The organism is Sphingopyxis sp. C-1 (genome assembly GCF_001047015.1).
Taxonomy (GTDB): Bacteria; Pseudomonadota; Alphaproteobacteria; order Sphingomonadales; family Sphingomonadaceae; genus Sphingopyxis.
The window spans coordinates 1,383,350-1,401,438 of the sequence record NZ_BBRO01000002.1 but is presented as its reverse complement, the minus strand read 5'-3'; the positions used below and the strand labels follow the sequence as shown (position 1 = coordinate 1,401,438).

The following is an 18,089-nucleotide window of genomic DNA, read 5'->3' as shown; positions in this document are numbered from 1 at the left end:
GGATCAGAACTGCGGTCGGCGCCGCCGGATCGGCTGCCGCCGGGTCGTGTAATCGCGCTTGAGCTCGTTCAAGGTTCCAAGGATCATCGTCACCGTCAGATCTTCCAGCTCCTTGCGGCTCATTTTCCGCTGCAGCAGATACGCCCCCGCTGCCGCTGGCAAGCCAAAGCTGATATCGGTAGCCGCCTTAGCGATGTCGGTCGGCAGACCGAAATGATCGGCGACAATGTCGGCGAGATAATCGACGGCGCTGTCGCGGCCGAATTCGGTCGGATCATGAATGGCGGAGACGGAAGGTTCAGCTTGCAGGCGCTCGATCAGGAGCCCGCGCTCATCGATATATTTGAGGTACACATGCGTCACCGCTCGTACCAACCCCTCAAAGGTTTCCGCCTTTTCGGCAGCTTCGGCTTGCAGCCGACGCAGCCGCCGCCATTCGCGTTGCAGCAACTGCCGCAAAAGATCGGTGACGTTCGGGAAATAATTATAGACCAGCGACTTGCTGATACCGGCTTGCCGGCTGATGCTGTCCATCGACAGCGTCGAAACGCCGTCGCGGGCGACGATTTCCGCAGTGTGATCGAGTATCAGCGACTGCCGTTCTTGCGGCGCCAGACGAACGCGTTTTCGCGACGTTTTGGTCGGTCTCTTAAGAGCATCAGTCACGTCGACGTACCTCGATCGAACCGTTCACGGAAATACGCCGGTGCGCGGATTTAATTGGATGTTTCGCCAATAGACTTTTGGCCAGTCGGCATCGGAAGAGCAAGAAAATTGAAAATCAGCAGTCCAAGGGCGATTTGTCCGCACCAGCGCATGCGGCTCGGCGTATGCTATTATCCCGAGCACTGGCCGGAAGAACAGTGGGCGAAAGATGCGCGCCGAATGGTCGAAACCGGCCTTTCGCATGTGCGCATCGGCGAATTCGCCTGGTCGCGGATCGAGCCAGAACAGGGACGATTTGACTGGGCTTGGCTCGATCGCGCCATCGAAACGCTTCACGACTCGGGATTGGGTGTCATCATCGGCACACCGACGGCGACGCCGCCCAAATGGCTGGTGGATCGGATGCCCGATATGCTGGCGGTAGACCGCGACGGGAAGCCCCGCAAATTTGGATCGCGGCGCCACTATTGTTTCAGCCATGCTGGCTACCGCGCCGAGGCGGCGCGTATCACTCGCGCGGTTGCGAAGCGATACGGTCGGCATCCCGCCATTGTCGCATGGCAGACCGACAATGAATATGGCTGTCATGACACGGTGCAGAGCTTTTCCGATGCGGCCAGAGACGGATTCCGGCGCTGGCTGGAAGCCCGTTACGACGGGATAGGCGCGCTCAATGCAGCGTGGGGGAATGTCTTCTGGAGCATGGAGTACCGTGCCTTCGACGAAGTTGAACTGCCCAATCTGACGGTCACCGAGGCGAATCCGGCGCATTGGCTGGCCTTTCGCCGCTTTGCGTCGCATGAGGTGGAGACCTTCAACCGGGCGCAGGTCGATATTTTGCGCGAGCTGTCGCCGGGACGCGACGTAACCCACAATTTCATGGGTTTCTTCACCGATTTCGACCATCACGCCGTCGCGGCCGATCTCGACGCGGTCGGATGGGACAGTTACCCGCTTGGCTTTCTCGAGTCTTTCCGCTTTTCGGACGCTGAGAAGCTTGCTTACGCGCGCCAAGGTCATCCCGACATCGCGGCTTTTCATCATGATCTGTATCGCGGATGTGCGGCGACCGGCCGGTGGTGGATCTTGGAGCAGCAGCCGGGACCAGTAAACTGGGCGCGGCATAATCCAGCGCCCATGGCCGGGATGGTCCGCCTCTGGACCTTGGAAGCGATGGCTCATGGCGCTGAATTGGTCAGCTATTTTCGCTGGCGACAAGCGCCGTTCGGGCAAGAACAATTGCACGCCGGCCTGCTCCGACCCGATGATGGGTCAGCCCCAGCACTGGGAGAGGTCGCACAGGTTGCCAGTGAGATTCGTGAACTCGGGTCGTTGGGCTCGGCGCCCCGACACGTTGCCTTGATATTTTCATATGAGGCCGACTGGGTGACAAGCATCCAGCCGCAAGGGGCCGGTCTATCAGCGCTGTGGGCGGCTTTCGATTTTTACTCGGGGCTTCGCCGAATGGGGCTGAACGTTGATATCGTCCATCCTTCCGCATCGCTCGACGGCTATGCGCTGTGTGTCGTCCCGTGCTTGCCGATCGTGCCTGAGATACTGCTGCGTAATCTGGAGCAATTCAAGGGTCAGGTTATCATCGGACCACGTTCGTGCAGTCGCGATTCTGATTTTGCAATTCCCAACGGGCTGCCACCCGGCCCATTGTTCCCGGGCAAGGTCGCGCGGGTCGAGAGCCTACGCCCCGGTTTGGAGCATTGCGGCGACGACTGGCAAATCACGCAATGGTTGGAACATTTGGAAACCGACGCCGAGCCCGAGTTGATCGCTGGGGATGGCACGATTGCCAGCTGGCGCGCGGGCGGTATCCGCTATCTTGGCGCTTGGCCGACGCAGAATCTCGTGCACGAGCTTCTTGTTCGCGCCATTAGCAACACCGACTTAACCACCCACGATTTACCAGAAGGCCTGCGTCTTCGGCAGGCGGGCGACCATATTTTCGCTTTCAATTATGCTAAGGATCCTCAGGCGGTTCCATTAAGCGTCGAGGGCGAGCTTATGCTTGGCGAGCGCCACGTCGAAAGTGCGGGGGTCGCCATTTTTCATAACATCGTAACCGTGCCACACATTGATCAAAATTTGACTGGAATTTCCAAGGCATAAGATGGCCGTGTGTGGACGGCCCTCCGTTGGCAAGCGGTTTCTAGGTGCGATGCGACCTGCTGGTTGGTGCGGCCATGTGTCCGGCCTTTGATGCGGCATTGTTGATCGCCGCTGGCCATGATGCCTTTCGCGCGGATCGGGTCCCGACCATTAGCTCGCACTCGAGGTGCACCGGCCAAAATGGGTTTTCCTGATCCGGCGGTTTCAACCGGCTTCGTGCATCAGCTCCTATCCGCCCTTCCCAACATCGTCGGCGCCACGGCTCGCGGCGCCTGATCTCCTACGCGTGTGCCACCACTGGTTCGCGATAATGCTCACCGCTCGTCATCAGCGCCCAGACCATGCGCGCGGTCTTGTTCGCGAGGGCGACCGCAGCGACCTTTGTCGCGCGCCGTGATAGAAGCTGCAGCAGCCAAGCCCGCTTGGTGCCATGTCGTTCGGCATGGCGGATGACAGCCATCGCACCAACTACGAGCATCTGGCGCAGATATCGGTTGCCCGCGCGCGATATGCCGCCGAGCCGCTCCTTGCCGCCACTAGAGTTCTGTCGAGGCACCAGGCCGATCCACGCGGCGAGGTCACGGCCCGTCTTGAACATGCGAGGGTCGGCGACGCTGGCAACGAAGGCGCTCGCAAGCAGCGGCCCGACGCCGGGTATCTCCATGAGCCGCCGCCCAACTTCCGTCTCGCGGGCACTGGAGCGGATACGACGGTCGTTCTCGAGGATCTGCTCCTTCACGACCGCCAGCTGCGCGCCAAGCATCTCGAGGCAGATACGGGCATCGGCAGGTATGCTCTCATCATCTCGGTCGGCGATGATCGCCAGCAGGCGCTCGAGCCCCATACGTCCGACCGGCGCCACGATCCCGAACTCCGACATATGCGCCCGCATCGCGTTCGATAGCTGAGTACGCTGACGGTTGAGCATCAGCCGCACCCGGTGGAGCATCATAACGCTCTGCTGTTCCGGCGTCTTCACCGCGACAAACCGCATCGTGGGCCGCGTCACCGCCTCACAGATCGCCTCAGCATCAGCAGCGTCGTTCTTGCCGCGCTTTACATAGGGCTTCACATATTGCGCCGGCATCAAACGGACATCGTGCCCCAGCGCGATCAGCTCGCGGGCCCAGTGATGCGAGGTGTTGCAAGCCTCGATACCGACCAGGCACCGCGGCAGCTTGGCGAAGAATGGAATCACCCGCGCTCGGCTCAGGCGCTTGCGCACCACGACCTCTCCTGCGGCATCAATACCGTGGACCTGAAACACCGACTTCGCGATATCCAACCCGATCGTCGCAATCTTCTCCATCGTGGCTCTCCTTCCAGCTCATCCTGCGGTTCATACCGCAGGGGGATGGAGAGCCGTCCACGACATCATTAGCGGACATTCGGCTTTCAGTCAGCGAGCGAGATATTCTGCCTTCGCACCTTCAACGGTCAAACCTTGTAGACCCGAGTGAGTACCCGCCAAAGTCCGGCGAAACGGTTGCCATGGCGCAGATCTTTGGAGAGGCGCATTAGCACCTCCGGGAAGCCCAATACGGGTATTGCCTTCTCTATGGCAGCCACCTGTTTGCGGGTCACGCCATGCCGCACCATGCCCATGCTTGCGTCGATCCAGTCGCCCTTGCGCGCGGCGTTCACGATCTCGGCGTCTGGCCCTGCAAACGACAGTAGCTTGTGATGCCAGTGTATGATGTTGGCGACGAGTGCGGCATCGAGATGCGCCGCGTGCTGGGCTCGCACGCGCTCGGCCACTACTTCCGACGGCTCCAGGTAGGCTAATTCGTGGTCGGTCCACATGCCCACGTCGTGGAAAACAAGTGCAAAGGCGATATGTTCGCGTCCCCTCGGATCGTCGCCAAGGAAGTGCGCTGCGTAGCTCATAACCCGGTAAATGTGGTTGCGGTATGCGGCAAAGTCTGTGCCGACCGCGTCGGCAATTTGCGGCAGAAAGCGCTCGACCGTCGGGTCAGAGACAATTGGCTCAACCATAGAAGGTCTCCATTGGGAAGGCCCGGGCAGGCGCGATGTCGAGCCTGCCCGGCCTGATGGGATCACTGCGAGCGCAACAGGACGGGCCCGGCGCCCACTCTGATGCGCAGCAGTTCATAGGGCTTGCGGCGCAGATCCCGCCCGCCGTGGAAGCCGGGCTGGCGGTGGAGCTGGTTGGCGGTGAAGTAGAGGTAGCCGTCCGTGCCGATCGACAGTGTGTCGGGCCAGCTGATGCGCGGGTCGCTGACCACCGTCGACCAACGGCCTTGGTCGAGCACGCGGATCGCGTTGTTCTCGTAGTCGCCGGCGAACACGCGGCCCCGGTCGTCTTCGGCTATCCCATCCGAGGCACCTTTGCGCCCCAAGCTGCGAACCGCGTGGCCGAGTTCCTCCTCGGACACCGCGGGGTCGCGCAGCATGGCCGTCGGCACCGCGTGCAGCGTGCGGCCCGACAGCGGGCCGTAATACAGCATGCTGCCGTCGGCGCTGAGCGCGATCGCATCGCTGGCGATCGCGACCGGCGTCGCGGGCCCATCGGCCGGGCGGTTCATCAGCACCGCGCCTTCGACGGTCGGGGTGAAGCCGGGCTCGGGATTGGTAGTCGCATGGTTCGACAGGCGGCGGATCGAACGCCCGCTGGCGATATCGACGACGATGATGCCGCCGACGCCCGCGTTGCTGCTATCGGTGATGTAGGCGACGCCCTCAGCGCCCTTGCGGAGATCGAAGCGAACATCGTTGAGATAGGTCGTGTCGAGCACCACGCTGGGCGGCAGAACGATCGTCTTCACGATACGATCGGTCGCGAGGTCGATGGCGACGAGCTTCGCGCCGCCAGCCTGGGGCTTCGAGAAATTGGGCGCCGCCGTGTCGAGCACCCAGAGCCGGTTGGCGCCATCAGCGACCACACTCTGGACCGAGATGAAGTGTCCTGCCGGGTCGGAGGGATCGGGCCGGTTGGTGACGGCGTCGGGATAGGGCACGGCCTTGCCGTCGACCAGTTCGGCGACCGTGAACGGCGCATTGTCGCCCCATTGCGGGAAGTTCACAAAAACCCGGCCATTGGGCGCGACGGTGACTCCGGTCGGCATCGCGCCCTCGAAGGTCGCGACCCGCTCGATCTTCGGAGCGGCCATCTCGCGAGTGGTCGCACAGGCGGACAGCGAGGTGACGGCGGCGGCGAGAAGCAGTTTGGCGGTGAGCGTCATGACGTTTTTTCCTTCAGGATCAGTCCAGCCTCGTGCGGCTCGGAACGGAGATATTGAGGAGGCGCGGCGACCGCCGCGCCGAGTGCGGCGGCAACGTGCCAAGGCCAGCGCGGGTCCCACAGCGCAGTCAGCGCGATGGCGATGGCGTCCGCCTCGCCACTCTCCAGGATCTCCTCGGCCTACTGCGGATCGGTGATGAGCCCGACCGGGATGACCGGCATTGTCCCGGCGTCCTTGACGGTCCGAGCCAGGGGCACCTGGTAATTCGGATCCACGGGGATCTGCTGACGCGGATCGAGGCCGGTTCTGGCCTGTCACAAGACGGCCGTCGACCACCGAATGCGGTTGGCGAGCCGCAGCCCGCCGACCGTCAAAGGTTCGAAAAGCTGGGCCCTCACCATTCGCCCGTGTTCGGCATCGACGCCCACGGCTCGGCCGGGGCCTTGCGATCGCCTTTCTGGAGCAGTTCGATCGAGATGCCGTCGGGCGAGCGGACGAAGGCCATGTGCCCGTCGCGCGGCGGGCGGTTGATGGTCACCCCGCCAGCCTGCAATCGTGCGCAGGTCTCGTAAATGTCGTCGACGCGGTAGGCGAGGTGACCGAAGTTGCGGCCGTCCGAATAGGTCTCGCCTGCGCTGCCGTCTTTGCGCGGCCAATTGTAGGTCAGCTCGACCTCCGCGGCGGCGCGCTCGCCCTCGCCGCGAAAGTCCTCGTCGGCAGCGAGGAAGATGAGGGTGAAGCGACCTGCCTCATTCTCCATCCGCCGGGTCTCCTCGAGACCCAGCAGGTTGAAGAAGCGAATTGTCGCTTCGGGATCGGCGACGCGAACCATGGTGTGGAGATAATGCATGGCTCAGGCGGCTTTCTGCTGGAGGGCTTCCATCACCAGCGCGGCGGTGCGGGTCGCACTGGCGGGGTTCTGGCCCGTCACGAGATTGCCGTCGCGAAGCGCAAAGGGCGCGAAGTCGGGACCGCCTTCATGCTTCCCGCCCAGCTCCCGGAGGCGGCTTTCGAGAAGGAACGGCACCGCTTTGTCCAGCCCGACCGCACGCTCCTCGCTGTCGGTGAAGCCCGCCACGCGGCGACCGGCGACGAAGGGAGACCCATCGGCCTTCTTCGCCGACACGAGGCCGGCCGGCCCGTGGCAGACGGCGGCAACGACCTTGCCCTCGCGATCGAACCCCTCGACCAGCCGCGCCAGTTCGTCGCTGCCGGGATAGTCGAACATGGTTCCATGGCCGCCCGGCAGGAACAGCGCGTCGTAGCCGGCGGGATCGATGCTGGTGAAGACGTGCGTATTGGCGACCTCCGCCTTCAGTGCCGCGTCCTTCAGATAGCGCTCGACCGAGGCATCATTCTCACCGTTGGCGTTGACGCTGCGCTGATCGACCGGAACCGCGCCGCCCTTGATGGAGGCGAGCGTCACTTCGACGCCTGCGTCGCGGAAAGCGTAATAAGGCGTCGTCAGCTCTTCGAGCCAGACACCGGTCGGCTCCGTGCCGGGGGTCATGCGGTCGGCGGAGGTGGTTACCATGAGTATGCGGGTCATCGTCAATTGTCCTTTTCATTGATGTAACGGGCACGAGCGAACGCGCCCGGTGCGGCCGGACCAACTGCAATGGCAGCAGTGGGCTTTCAGCAGTTGGCGGCGAGCGCATTCGTCGTTCCTTTCCGCGACCAAGATATGCGTAATGCGGCATCAGAAAATCCAAGGGGAATAGCGGACGACCATAAATCCGTTTATGGAACCAGAATGTCCCTTTTGCAGTTGCGCACTTTCGTCGAAGTCTACCGTCGTCGATCCCTGAGCGAGGCGGCCCGGACAATCGGCATCACCCAACCGGCGGCTTCGCAGCACATCGCCTCGCTGGAAGCGCAATTGGGCCATCCCCTGTTCGATCGCCATTCGCGGGGCGTTCGACCGACAGCGATTGCCGACGACCTCGCAGCTTCGATCGGAAATAGCCTCGACACGGCGGAATCGGCCCTGGCCACCGCGCGGGCCCGTTCGTCGCGCATTTCAGGCACAGTCCATATTGCCGCGCCGTCGGACTTGCTGGGAGAGATGATCACGCCCCGATTGGCCCCGCTTCTGGATGCGGGGCTGGCCCTGCGCCTGCATATCGGCGGGCGCGATGCGCTGTATGCCATGCTGCTCGAAGACAAGGTACATCTGGCCGTCACCGCCTCGCAACCCGAAGATCCGCGGCTGGCCTTCCATGCGCTGGGCGAGGAGCACCTGCGCGCCGTAGCATCTCCCGCCGTGGCGGGCCGGATTGCCGCATTGCCGCTGGCTGAAGGGCTCAATCAAACAGCCCACCTCGCTTACGATCTCGACCGGCCGCTGCTGCGAACCTGGCTCGAAGCAAACCAGATCGAACTGACGAACCAGCCGGCCCTGACCGCGCCTGATTTGAGAGTGCTACGGTCGGGATTGTGCGCGGGCCTCGGCTGGACCGTGCTACCCGGCTATCTCACCCGCAGCGAACGCGCGGTCTGCACACTGATCGAGATAACCGCGCCCATTACGGTGCCGCGCAACGCATTCTACCTCGTCTGGGCGCGCTCATCGCTGCGCCACCCGCGCGTTGCCATTGCGCGCGACGCCCTGATCGCTGCACTCCGAATATCATTGTGACGACGCCTATTGGCCGTTTGCGGGCTGACAGCTTCTGGGTGTCGAACGAAGATAATCGCCATTTGTCGGTCTGTCTCATGGGTGACGTCACGCCATATCGATACCGTCGCGAGCCGCATCGTTCAAAGCCTCAACGATGATCTATAAGTTCCTAGTATTTTTCACTTCTCGACGCCACGTTTGAGGCGGTCCTTAGCAATCTAATGAATTTACGCGCTGACAGGTGAAACACCGTCAACAGCGGTGAGCGTTGAACCCATAACTAATTGCGGCCGTTCCCGCCCCACCATATGAGAATGAGATTGGAGCGACTTAGGCCGCTTGGCCAACAGCAAGGTTAAGTGATGCCCACATTACGCCAGCTTGAATATCTCGTCGCAGTCGCCGACCTCAACAATTTCGGGCGCGCCGCGCAGGCCTGCAATGTTTCGCAGCCAACCTTGAGTCAGCAATTGCATGCCCTCGAGGCTAGGCTTGGCGTCGTTCTGATCGAGCGGCACTCGTCGGGTGCACAGCTCACCCCAATCGGCCGCGAAATCACCGCCCGGGCCCGGCGGCTCGTCGTCGAGGTGCGGGATATTCGTGATCTGGCGCGGCGCGCGGGCGAACGATTGGTCGGCACCGTTCGTCTCGGAGTTACGCCTACTTTGGGCCCCTATTTGATGCCGCCGATCGTGGCGGCGCTCCATCGCGAGCAGCCAGATTTGCGTCTTCATATCCGCGATGGAATTCCGCAAGAGCAGGCGCTTGAACTGTCACGTGCAGATCTGGACATGCTATTGAGTCCCCTTCCGATTGATGGCGTCGACCTGAAAGTCGCGCCGTTGTTTGACGAGCGGCTCCTGCTCGTCGCGGCGTCCGACCATGCACTGGCTGCCCAGCAAACCCTTCACATCGATGATCTGGCAGGACTGCAAGTGCTTTGCCTGGATCGGCGTCATCACCTCCATCGCCAAGTTTCGGAGATCTGTTCCGGCTTCGGTATGGAGTTGCTGCGAGATTACGAAGGCACCAGCTTGGACAGCATTCATCAGATGGCCGTGTCCGGAGTTGGGCTCGCGGTGCTGCCTGAACTCTATATCCGAACCGATGTGCTGGGCCGCGAAGGTTCGGTTGTGCTTGAGGTCGAAGGCTGGGACTTTACCCGCACCATAGCTGCCGCTTGGCGGACGGGAGCCGCCTATAGCGATGCTTACCGCTTCATCGCTGAACGGATCGGCACGGACGCCCAACAATTGATGGGTTGAGCTTTAACCGCAACCAATGCGATAGGCTTTGGCTATTACCTTAACGGCAAAATCCAATTGGATCTCTATCGGCGGTCCGTGCAATATCACTCTCGCGGACCGGGCCCCTCTGGTGGCTGCCTTTCCCAGCAGCCGCGATGTCGGACCGCATCGGCCCAGGCCAATCTCCACGGCCTAGCGAGGAGATTGCGCGCTGGCCGATCGATCAAACCATCGATTGGAGAGGCAAAATGAATCCGTTCTTTTACCGGCTGACGCTAGCACATAGTCGGCTCGACGCAGAAATCCGCCGCGAGCAAAAGCGGCGAGCACCCGATCCCTTTCGCCTGCTGCAATTGAAGAAGCTGAAGCTCGCGGTGAAGGATCGCCTGCACCGTCTTATTCGATCCCGTCCAGAAGGGATGGCTTGAGCCATGCGCAGCGCAGCCGACGTCGCCGCAATGCCCTGTCCGCTTTGCCGGACGGGGCTCACCCTGTCCGACCGCGCCGGGGTCGAGATCGACTACTGCCAGACGCGCCGCGGCGTATGGCTCGATCGCGGCGAACTCGACAAGATCATCGAGCGGAGCGTGCGCGAGGCTGCGCCGCAGCCGCGGGAGGCACCGCGTTCCAGTCCCGGCTATCGGCCGGATGCCTATCACAGGGACGACGATTACCGGTACCGGCCCGACAAGCGGAAGAAGTCCTTTTTATCTGAGCTGTTCGACTGATGTCGGTAGCCCCAAAGGATGTCGCCGAGCTCCTTCGCTATCCGTCTGCCCAGCGGGCTGTTCAGGCGCCGAACCGATCACAACGGGTGAAGCCAGGAGCGCGATTGTGAGCTTTTCCAGGTTCAAGTTGGCCATATATGCGGGCTGGGTGACGACATCTGCAGTTCTGACCGTTGCGTTGGTGCAAACATGATCCGTCCCGAAGAAGCCTTGGCGGTGCTGCGCGAGGGCAATCGCGCCTTCCTCAGCGACGACCGCTTGCAACCACCGCTCGATCGGGCAGTTCGGCTGCGTCTGGCAGCGGGACAGTCGCCGTTCGCAGCCTATGTGAGCTGTTCTGACTCGCGGGTGCCGCCCGAGCTATTGTTCGGCCGCGGGCTTGGGGAACTGTTCATTGTCCGCAACGCGGGCAACACGCTCGACACGTCGGCGCTGGGCAGCCTCGAGTTTGCAGTCTCGGTCCTGGGTGTCCCGTTGATCGTCGTCATGGGACATGAGGCATGCGGCGCGGTCCAAGCCGCTATGGCGGTCGTGCGGGAAAATGCCCGGTTTCCCGGCAACATCGGCAAGATGATCCAGCCGATCATCCCGGCCGTTCTCGAGGCTGGAACCTGCGGCGACGGCTGCATCGAAGCAGCAGTACGGCAGAATGTGCGGCACGTGGTACGCGAACTGCGCGAAGACGCGTCGCCGATCATTCTCGATCCGCAAAAGCGGGGAGAGCTGTTGGTCGTGGGCGCCTACTACGAACTAGCAAGCGGGGCGGTCGATTTTTTCGAAGTCCCTGCCGCTTAGGTTCGCAGGTTCCTCATGAACATCGACGCCGCCTCGGGAAACTACGGATCTACAGCCAGCGAACTGTGTGAAAAATTGCGCTCGGTATTTTAGCGAAGGCAAATGATTGTGCATGACATTCTGCTGCAAGCCGGCACCCACCCAATTGGGCGATTGAGCAGGCTGCGAGCCTATCGGTCAGTCTCGCTGCACGCTTGTCACTGGGCGTCTGCAAAGTTCATATCCCGCAAGCGACGAACTGGCTCGCGAATAAACTTGTCAACATTGATGGGATCGTCGCGGAGGAAAACAGAAAGAGCTCCGCAAACGCTGATGCACTCGGAAAAAGCTTCGGGTCGCATGTTCCGCCCGAGTTGATGGGCGAGATTTTCGCCATCGATATTCGCTCGTCGGTCAGTCATTCGCAATTTGCGGTGCGGGCCAGAACATATGATCTGTCGATAATCCCGATCTACCCATATGCGGCCATGGAATATTTCGCTGAAGGCCTGGTGTTTGAATCGGGTCGTCCGGTCCTGTTGATGCCCGAACTCAAATCGTCAGCACTGACGTTCGATCGCATTACCATCGCGTGGGATGGAAGCCGGGTGGCAGCGCGGGCACTCGCCGACGCGATCCCGCTGGCCGGCATGGCCACGTCGATCGCGGTGGTGCAGATTGTGGGTGATAAGGACCTGTCCCGCGCGGCCTCTGCCGCCGATGCCGTTCGCAACCTGACGCTTCATGGTCTGAAGGCGGAAGCGATCGAACTTCCGCTTGAAGGCGGCGACGCCGGAGAGACGATTCAGGCCTTTTGCCAGCATCACGCCTCCAATCTGCTTGTCATGGGAGCTTTCGGCCACTCGCGGGCGCGCGAGTTTGTACTTGGCGGCGTGACAAAAACCATATTGGACCACCCTAGACTCCCCGTCCTGTTATCACACTAGCATGCGCCGGTCTTTTTCAGGCGGTGAACATCGTCCGCAAATTGCGTCATCTGTGGCCAGTTGACGTCTTGAATTGGAACTTACCGGCTCGACGATGGGGCCTTCGATCGGAGTGAGTGCATGGACTTTCTCATTATGAACTGGCTGGGGACTCCTGTCTGGTTCTGGCTATCCTTCATCGGATTAGTCGTCATCCTCACCGCGTTTGACCTTGGTGTTCTGCACAAGGAAGATCGGGAGATGGGCATCTCCGAGAGCCTGAAGCTATCGGCCTTCTACATCGGTATTGCGCTCGTGTTCGGGCTTTGGGTCTGGGTCCAAAAGGGCGCCGAAAGCGGCATGCAATATTACACCGGTTTCTTCATCGAAAAGGCTCTGTCGATCGACAATGTCTTCGTAATCAGCCTGATCTTCACCTACTTCGCTATCCCTCGGAAATACCAGTATCGCGCGCTTTTGTGGGGCATCATTGCCGTGATCATCCTGCGCGGCGTTATGATCGCGGCGGGTGCTGCCATCGTGCAGGAATATTATTGGGTGCTGTACATCTTTGCGGCATTCCTGATCGCTACGGGGTTCAAAATGCTCTTCTCCGGCGACCAGGAGATGGACGTTGCGAAGAACCCGGTGGTCAAGTTCATCTCAAAGCATATGCGCGTCACCAAGGAGCTGCATGATCAGCATTTCTTTGTGAACGTGCCTGATGAAAAAACCGGCAAGATGGTGCGTGCAGCGACGCCGTTGTTTCTTGCGCTTGTTATCATCAACCTGGCCGATCTCGTGTTTGCCATTGATAGTGTGCCTGCGATATTCGCGATAACCACTGATACGTTCATCGTTTACACATCAAACATCATGGCGATCCTCGGGCTGCGCGCTCTATATTTCGCGCTCGCTGCGATGGTGCACCGGTTCCAGTATCTCAAATATGCCCTGGCGCTCGTGCTGGTGTTTATCGGCGCAAAGATTTTTGTCTCGGACTTCCTGATGCAAGGCGACAAATTCCCGCCGGTAATAAGCTTGGCGGTTACTTTCGCCCTCATTCTGGGCGGGATATTCTATTCGCTCTGGAAAACACGCGGCGCGGCGGAAACCGGATGAGAAACTGCGGGGAATTCAACGGACCGAGCACGAAATTGCGGGAACAGAAGCATTCTCGTTGGTCCTTCACAGGATGCCGAATTGCGGCAAACGACCATAGCGTATGACCGCCAAAAACAGAGAGGAACTCAGTCTTGTCCAACCACACCCTCATGCTTTACGGATCACTCGAAGGCTCCAAGCTCGATAGCGGCCCCGTTGCGTTCGCCATTGGCGCAGCGGCTGCTTTAAGCGCCCATCTTGATGTTCTGGTGCCGCAGACAGACTTTCTGATGCCACAAGCTTGGGACGGGCGCACCGGAGAACAGAACGATAAGGAAACCGCCTTACGGCGCGAGAACACCTCAGCATTGGCGGAACTCATTGCAGCTGAAGCACGCGAGCGCGGTGTGTCAGCATCAACCCTGACCGAGTGGGCGCATGCCTTCGGCATGGTTTCCTTCATTGGCGATCGGGCCAGGCTACATGATATAATCGTCATAGGAGTGGACCAAAGTATCTTCCTCAGCGAACGGAAAGTCGCAGAGCATGTTTTGTTCGAATCAGGCCGCCCTGTCGTCATCGTTCCAGCTCACAGTGGAGCAACTTTCGCTTGCCGGCGGGTGATGGTAGCGTGGGATCACAGTCGGACAGCTGCGCGAGCCCTCCATGATTCCTTACCCTTTCTGCGGCTTGCCGAAGAGGTGACGCTGGTGTGTGTGGGAGGCGAGAAGAAGTTTCAGTCCAGCTCCGATCCCAATGTCATAGAGACGGCGCTCGCGCAAAAGGGCTTAAACGCCCATTTTGAGCAGATCCAACTCGGCGAAGCCACGATCGGTCAGGCTCTACAAGACCGCGCTTTGCAAGGCGGCGCAGACCTTCTGGTAATGGGCGCTTTCGGCCATTCCAGACTGCGAGAATTCATTCTGGGGGGCGCCACACGAGCAGTGCTCGATTGTCCGCAGCTCCCTGTGCTCCTGTCACATTGAACCTAATGCGAGGTCAAGGTCAACGGTTTCATAAACCGAATGCGCGACAATACTGGCTTACGACGAAGAACATGAATTAATATTGATAGATTTCGATTTTTGCAATTTCAGTGCTTTGTTTTTTAACTGTCTAGGTCTGGAATTCAAGTCCTACTGCCACTGCTGACGGGATCGGCGTCGAAACCGAAGGGTGCACACCCTAGATCGCTTAATAGCCGCACTTCGGTGAAAATGGTCGACCCTGACGGCCGGCGGAGAGATGGCATTGCCGAAGTCTTGGGTGAGTGCAAATCCCATTGGAATATATCATGAACGAACCGGGCAAATTGCCGTAAAGCTTGTCACTGATTAAGGTCGACACAAGCCGCGATCACCCAATTAGAGCGAGTACGTTTCGTCCGGTGCGACACGTATGCCAGTGGTAAACCGGCCAGACGGGCGCCCACAGCAATTTTTCCTGTTCCGGATTTCCCGGACGGCCGTCCGGTTCAGTAGCCTGCGGCTGTTAACCCCTCATTGAGGTCCGCAAGGATGTCGTCAATGTGCTCGAGGCCGATCGATAGGCGGACATAGCCGGGCGAGACACCCGTCGCGAGCTGTGCCTCGGCGTCAAGTTGCGAGTGGGTTGTAGACGCGGGGTGGATAGCGAGACTGCGCGCGTCGCCGATGTTGGCGACATGATAGAGGAGCTTGAGGCCATCGATGAATTTCCGGCCCGCCTGCACGCCCCCGGCTAGTTCGAAGCCCAGCAATCCGCTGAACCCTCCCTTTAGGTAATACTCGGCACGCGCCCGAGAGTCCCCCAACTGCTGGCTAGGGTGGATGACACGTGTGACACCGGCTCGTCCGGCGAGCCACTCCGCGACTTTGGCCGCATTCTCGCAGTGCCGTGGCATGCGCAGCGGGAGGGTTTCGATGCCTTGAAGGATCTGGAAGGCATTGAAAGGTGAGAGCGCGGCGCCAAGGTCACGCAGTAGAACGGTTCGCGCGCGAGTGATGTAGGCGACCGGACCCATGGGCTTCACCGCCTGCGTCCATATTGCGCCATGATAGGATGGGTCAGGACTGTTGAGCGCGGGTTGCCGATCACCGGCGGCCTCCCAATTAAAGGTGCCTCCGTCGACGATCAGTCCTCCAATCGAGGTGCCGTGACCGCCGAGATACTTAGTCGCTGAGTAAACGACGATCGCCGCGCCATGTTCGATGGGGCGGCAGAGCAGCGGGGCCGCTGTATTGTCCATGATGAGCGGAATTCCCGCTTCCCGGCCAATGGCCGCGACTTCAGCGATCGGGAACACCTCAAGCTTGGGGTTCGGCAGCGTCTCAGCGTAGTAGGCGCGCGTCTTCGCATCGGTAACCCGCCGGAAATTCTCGGGTTCGGCGGGATCGACAAAGCGCACCTCTACCCCTTGATCGCGCAGAGTGTTGGCGAAGAGGTTCCACGTGCCGCCGTAGAGCGCGGTCGAGCTCACCACATTGTCGCCTGCCTTGGCAAGATTCTGGATGGAGAGAGCGGATGCGGCCTGGCCCGACGCGACTGCGAGCGCTGCGCAGCCGCCTTCCAAGGCTGCGATGCGCTGTTCGAGCACGTCGGTTGTCGGATTCATGATCCGGGTGTAGATATTTCCCATCTCCTGCAGCGCAAACAGCGCAGAGGCATGGTCTGTGTCTCGAAACTGGTAGGAGGTCGTCTGGTGGATCGGTACCGCCACCGACCCTGTCGTCGGATCGGCGCGCCACCCGGCATGCAACGCCAAGGTTTCGGGATGCAGCGGTTTTCCAGTCATGTTCACTCCTTGATTATGCTACCGGTCGCGGCGTGGGGTTCGTTGCCGCCAGTGACATCAAGATCACAATGCCGGCAACCTCGATTGAAAGCTTGCTCAGTATCCAGAGTCAGCCATAGCTCAAGCCCTGTCAAAGCCGCTTGCGGAGTAAGAAGACGCTGGTCTTGATTGTCCTTCAGAAGGACGTAATCAATATAGTACCGATAAGACAATCTCCTGCCGCCCGTCCTGCGCAGGTTAGACCCCCTTTTCACAAATGGTGGCGCCGCGCCAATAGGGGGCTGCAGCCATCCCTCGGGCGCAAACGGCCGCAATCGCCTAAGAAAGTTCCAGCGAACCTGCCCTTCGTCAGCGAGTACCAGCCAATCGCAAAAAAATTTCTGGCTACCCAGAAGTGCCGTTCCACTGCAGTAGCTCGTCGTTGTGACAAGGTCCATTCATAAACCCGGCGACGCTCTCCGAGTGAAACGGCATGAATTCCTGATGGTCCTTGCGTCGACGCCGGGCCGCCTGCGATCACGGCTTAGAGAGAGTTCGACTTTGCCCGATCCGAACTTGTCGAAGTCGGGAATCGTGTTTCTCTATCGCGAATTGACAGGGAAGTAAGGCTTCATCCGAAAAACCATCCCGGAGGCCCTAACTCCCTCGGAGGCGCTGGCTCGGCAATTTTTACGATTCGATGTCAGAGATCCCTGTGTTTTGCGGGGGACGCGAACCGCCTCCATATCTTATGGAAAGCTGGAGGCAGAATGGGCGCAATAGCGGATTTCAGCGGCTGACGGGATAGAGCGAACGCAACGTGGTCACACGCATTGTCGAGCGCATGGCGGCGCTCAACATCTTGCGATCTTGTGGCGCCACGGCCCAATTCGCTGGGACTTGGCGACCGTTAAGCGCTTCCACCAAGCCAGCGTGCCTCGCTGCCAACAGCCGGTCAGCGAGCCGGACGATTAGCAATGCAAACAGGCGCGACATTTCGCGCATAAAAATGACCGTGACATACACGGCAACGACCACGGCAATTGGTTCAACGATAAACATTCTATTTTCTCCTCTGATCTTCGGATCACCTCCTCCGCTCAATTCCTCTCCTCCTCGTCGGGCCGGCATGCATAGCGGTCCGTTCCTTCCAAAGCGGCAGAAACGGCAGCGCGATATTCGGGATTTGCGGCACCAGGCGTTGTCGGTGCCCGGTGCCGCCACGATCTCAGCCGGAGATTTGGGACGTCGCTGCCGCCAGGACATATTGCGGCGGGACGATCCCGGTCCAGTTCCACCAGCGCTCCGCGAGGCGCTTGCGGGAGTTTTCCGTCCGCAGCCAGTTCTGCCGAACCTTGCCGTAATCGCTGTGCTCCGGATCATATCCTCGCAAGGTTATGAGGAGATGCACGTGCGGCGCGATCTCCGGCTGGTCGTCGTTTTCCGCTTGGTGATGGATGGCCCAATCGACCGCCATCCCGCGGGCGACCAAATAATCCTCGGCAAATCCTTCGACCAGATTGCGCCAGAAGGCGAGATCCTCATGGCGCGGCAGACTACCGACGCAATGTGCGATGGTCGGCTCGTCGGGCCGATACCGGGCTGCATTCTCGTCCGCTTGTGCCCACAGCGCAATTCCCCCCAGCTTGGGTCCAGCGGCGCGGGCAGGAGCACATCGGCCCGCCGTCGCGAGGTCGGAGCGCGACGCCCAGTTCGGCGTCGGCCCCCATTCATCGACGCTATTCTGGCGGTTGATGTAAGCGTAGCTCGCCTGCGCGGTTCGGTGGGTGCGCAAGAGTTCGGGCGTATAACGGCTTGACCGGTCCCGGATCACATAGCGGGTGTTGAACGGTCGGATGTTGTGGATGGTCGTCATTTGGTACGTCTTTCTATAAAGGAGAAAGGGACCGCATCGCTGCGGTCCCCTTGCTGAGTTTATGTGTGATGG

18 protein-coding genes and 1 pseudogene are annotated in these 18,089 nt (G+C 60.4%); 9 read left to right on the top strand and 10 right to left on the bottom strand.

What is annotated here, in order from left to right:
• Window positions 1-3 precede the first annotated feature (3 nt).
• Window positions 4-666: a TetR/AcrR family transcriptional regulator gene (locus tag SC1_RS21245; RefSeq protein ID WP_062186734.1), complete on the bottom strand. Its 663-nt coding sequence runs from the start codon at window positions 664-666 to the stop codon at window positions 4-6.
• 108 nt (window positions 667-774) lie between these two features.
• Here SC1_RS21245 and SC1_RS21240 point away from each other — a divergent pair, with 108 nt between their 5' ends.
• On the top strand, window positions 775-2,787 hold the full coding sequence (locus SC1_RS21240; protein WP_238586804.1) for a beta-galactosidase: 2,013 nt from the start codon (window positions 775-777) through the stop codon (window positions 2,785-2,787).
• A 280-nt stretch (window positions 2,788-3,067) separates the two neighbouring features.
• Here SC1_RS21240 and SC1_RS21235 read toward each other — a convergent pair whose 3' ends face one another.
• The 6 genes and pseudogenes from SC1_RS21235 to SC1_RS21215 form a co-directional block, all read right to left on the bottom strand.
• Window positions 3,068-4,096: an IS110 family transposase gene (locus tag SC1_RS21235; RefSeq protein WP_062186730.1), complete on the bottom strand. Its 1,029-nt coding sequence runs from the start codon at window positions 4,094-4,096 to the stop codon at window positions 3,068-3,070.
• 128 nt (window positions 4,097-4,224) lie between these two features.
• Entirely contained in the window at window positions 4,225-4,782 is a 558-nt protein-coding gene (locus tag SC1_RS21230) for a hypothetical protein (protein ID WP_062186729.1), read from the bottom strand.
• A 62-nt stretch (window positions 4,783-4,844) separates the two neighbouring features.
• A complete protein-coding gene (locus SC1_RS21225) occupies window positions 4,845-5,990 on the bottom strand; it encodes an L-dopachrome tautomerase-related protein (protein WP_062186728.1) in 1,146 nt (381 codons plus the stop codon).
• Window positions 5,987-6,292: pseudogene (locus SC1_RS22515) on the bottom strand (oxidoreductase); the annotation flags it as partial. The gene SC1_RS21225 and the pseudogene SC1_RS22515, both read right to left, overlap by 4 nt.
• A 92-nt stretch (window positions 6,293-6,384) precedes the next feature.
• Window positions 6,385-6,840: a VOC family protein gene (locus tag SC1_RS21220; RefSeq protein WP_062186727.1), complete on the bottom strand. Its 456-nt coding sequence runs from the start codon at window positions 6,838-6,840 to the stop codon at window positions 6,385-6,387.
• Between the two features lie 3 nt (window positions 6,841-6,843).
• Window positions 6,844-7,539, bottom strand: coding sequence for a type 1 glutamine amidotransferase domain-containing protein (locus SC1_RS21215; protein ID WP_062187113.1), 696 nt, complete (start codon window positions 7,537-7,539; stop codon window positions 6,844-6,846).
• Between the two features lie 204 nt (window positions 7,540-7,743).
• Here SC1_RS21215 and SC1_RS21210 point away from each other — a divergent pair, with 204 nt between their 5' ends.
• The 8 genes from SC1_RS21210 to SC1_RS21180 all read left to right on the top strand — a co-directional run bounded on the left by SC1_RS21210 (window position 7,744) and on the right by SC1_RS21180 (window position 14,375).
• Window positions 7,744-8,628, top strand: a complete 885-nt coding sequence (locus SC1_RS21210; RefSeq protein ID WP_062186726.1) for a LysR family transcriptional regulator — start codon at window positions 7,744-7,746, stop codon at window positions 8,626-8,628.
• 344 nt (window positions 8,629-8,972) lie between these two features.
• A complete protein-coding gene (locus tag SC1_RS21205; protein ID WP_062186724.1) occupies window positions 8,973-9,875 on the top strand; it encodes a hydrogen peroxide-inducible genes activator in 903 nt (300 codons plus the stop codon).
• A 137-nt stretch (window positions 9,876-10,012) separates the two neighbouring features.
• A complete protein-coding gene (locus SC1_RS21700; protein ID WP_370568767.1) occupies window positions 10,013-10,285 on the top strand; it encodes a DUF465 domain-containing protein in 273 nt (90 codons plus the stop codon).
• A gap of 3 nt (window positions 10,286-10,288) precedes the next feature.
• Window positions 10,289-10,585, top strand: coding sequence for a zf-TFIIB domain-containing protein (locus tag SC1_RS21200; protein ID WP_062186723.1), 297 nt, complete (start codon window positions 10,289-10,291; stop codon window positions 10,583-10,585).
• Between the two features lie 216 nt (window positions 10,586-10,801).
• Window positions 10,802-11,380: a carbonic anhydrase gene (locus SC1_RS21195; RefSeq protein ID WP_238586819.1), complete on the top strand. Its 579-nt coding sequence runs from the start codon at window positions 10,802-10,804 to the stop codon at window positions 11,378-11,380.
• 194 nt (window positions 11,381-11,574) lie between these two features.
• Complete coding sequence (locus SC1_RS21190) at window positions 11,575-12,306, top strand: universal stress protein (RefSeq protein ID WP_238586803.1); 732 nt, start codon at window positions 11,575-11,577, stop codon at window positions 12,304-12,306.
• A 120-nt stretch (window positions 12,307-12,426) separates the two neighbouring features.
• Entirely contained in the window at window positions 12,427-13,407 is a 981-nt protein-coding gene (locus SC1_RS21185) for a TerC family protein (protein ID WP_062186719.1), read from the top strand.
• Window positions 13,408-13,541: 134 nt separating this feature from the next.
• Window positions 13,542-14,375, top strand: coding sequence for a universal stress protein (locus SC1_RS21180; protein WP_152682511.1), 834 nt, complete (start codon window positions 13,542-13,544; stop codon window positions 14,373-14,375).
• A 488-nt stretch (window positions 14,376-14,863) separates the two neighbouring features.
• Here the strand turns inward: SC1_RS21180 and SC1_RS21175 are convergent, their stop codons facing one another.
• The 3 genes from SC1_RS21175 to SC1_RS21165 form a co-directional block, all read right to left on the bottom strand.
• Window positions 14,864-16,162, bottom strand: a complete 1,299-nt coding sequence (locus tag SC1_RS21175) for an O-acetylhomoserine aminocarboxypropyltransferase/cysteine synthase family protein (RefSeq protein WP_062186715.1) — start codon at window positions 16,160-16,162, stop codon at window positions 14,864-14,866.
• Window positions 16,163-16,930: 768 nt separating this feature from the next.
• On the bottom strand, window positions 16,931-17,203 hold the full coding sequence (locus SC1_RS21170; protein ID WP_062186713.1) for a hypothetical protein: 273 nt from the start codon (window positions 17,201-17,203) through the stop codon (window positions 16,931-16,933).
• A 166-nt stretch (window positions 17,204-17,369) separates the two neighbouring features.
• Complete coding sequence (locus SC1_RS21165; protein WP_062186711.1) at window positions 17,370-18,017, bottom strand: MobA/MobL family protein; 648 nt, start codon at window positions 18,015-18,017, stop codon at window positions 17,370-17,372.
• Window positions 18,018-18,089 lie beyond the last annotated feature (72 nt).

Bases quoted from the DNA above. Each gene is read 5' to 3' on its own strand.
- SC1_RS21225 (WP_062186728.1), bottom strand. From the start codon at position 5,990: ATGACGCTCACCGCCAAACTGCTTCTCGCCGCCGCCGTCACCTCGCTG.
- SC1_RS21205 (WP_062186724.1), top strand. From the start codon at position 8,973: ATGCCCACATTACGCCAGCTTGAATATCTCGTCGCAGTCGCCGACCTC.
- SC1_RS21165 (WP_062186711.1), bottom strand. From the start codon at position 18,017: ATGACGACCATCCACAACATCCGACCGTTCAACACCCGCTATGTGATC.
- SC1_RS21185 (WP_062186719.1), top strand. From the start codon at position 12,427: ATGGACTTTCTCATTATGAACTGGCTGGGGACTCCTGTCTGGTTCTGG.
- SC1_RS21220 (WP_062186727.1), bottom strand. From the start codon at position 6,840: ATGCATTATCTCCACACCATGGTTCGCGTCGCCGATCCCGAAGCGACA.
- SC1_RS21700 (WP_370568767.1), top strand. From the start codon at position 10,013: ATGTCGGACCGCATCGGCCCAGGCCAATCTCCACGGCCTAGCGAGGAG.
- SC1_RS21215 (WP_062187113.1), bottom strand. From the start codon at position 7,539: ATGACCCGCATACTCATGGTAACCACCTCCGCCGACCGCATGACCCCC.
- SC1_RS21210 (WP_062186726.1), top strand. From the start codon at position 7,744: ATGTCCCTTTTGCAGTTGCGCACTTTCGTCGAAGTCTACCGTCGTCGA.
- SC1_RS21230 (WP_062186729.1), bottom strand. From the start codon at position 4,782: ATGGTTGAGCCAATTGTCTCTGACCCGACGGTCGAGCGCTTTCTGCCG.
- SC1_RS21235 (WP_062186730.1), bottom strand. From the start codon at position 4,096: ATGGAGAAGATTGCGACGATCGGGTTGGATATCGCGAAGTCGGTGTTT.
- SC1_RS21170 (WP_062186713.1), bottom strand. From the start codon at position 17,203: ATGTTTATCGTTGAACCAATTGCCGTGGTCGTTGCCGTGTATGTCACG.
- SC1_RS21175 (WP_062186715.1), bottom strand. From the start codon at position 16,162: ATGACTGGAAAACCGCTGCATCCCGAAACCTTGGCGTTGCATGCCGGG.
- SC1_RS21200 (WP_062186723.1), top strand. From the start codon at position 10,289: ATGCGCAGCGCAGCCGACGTCGCCGCAATGCCCTGTCCGCTTTGCCGG.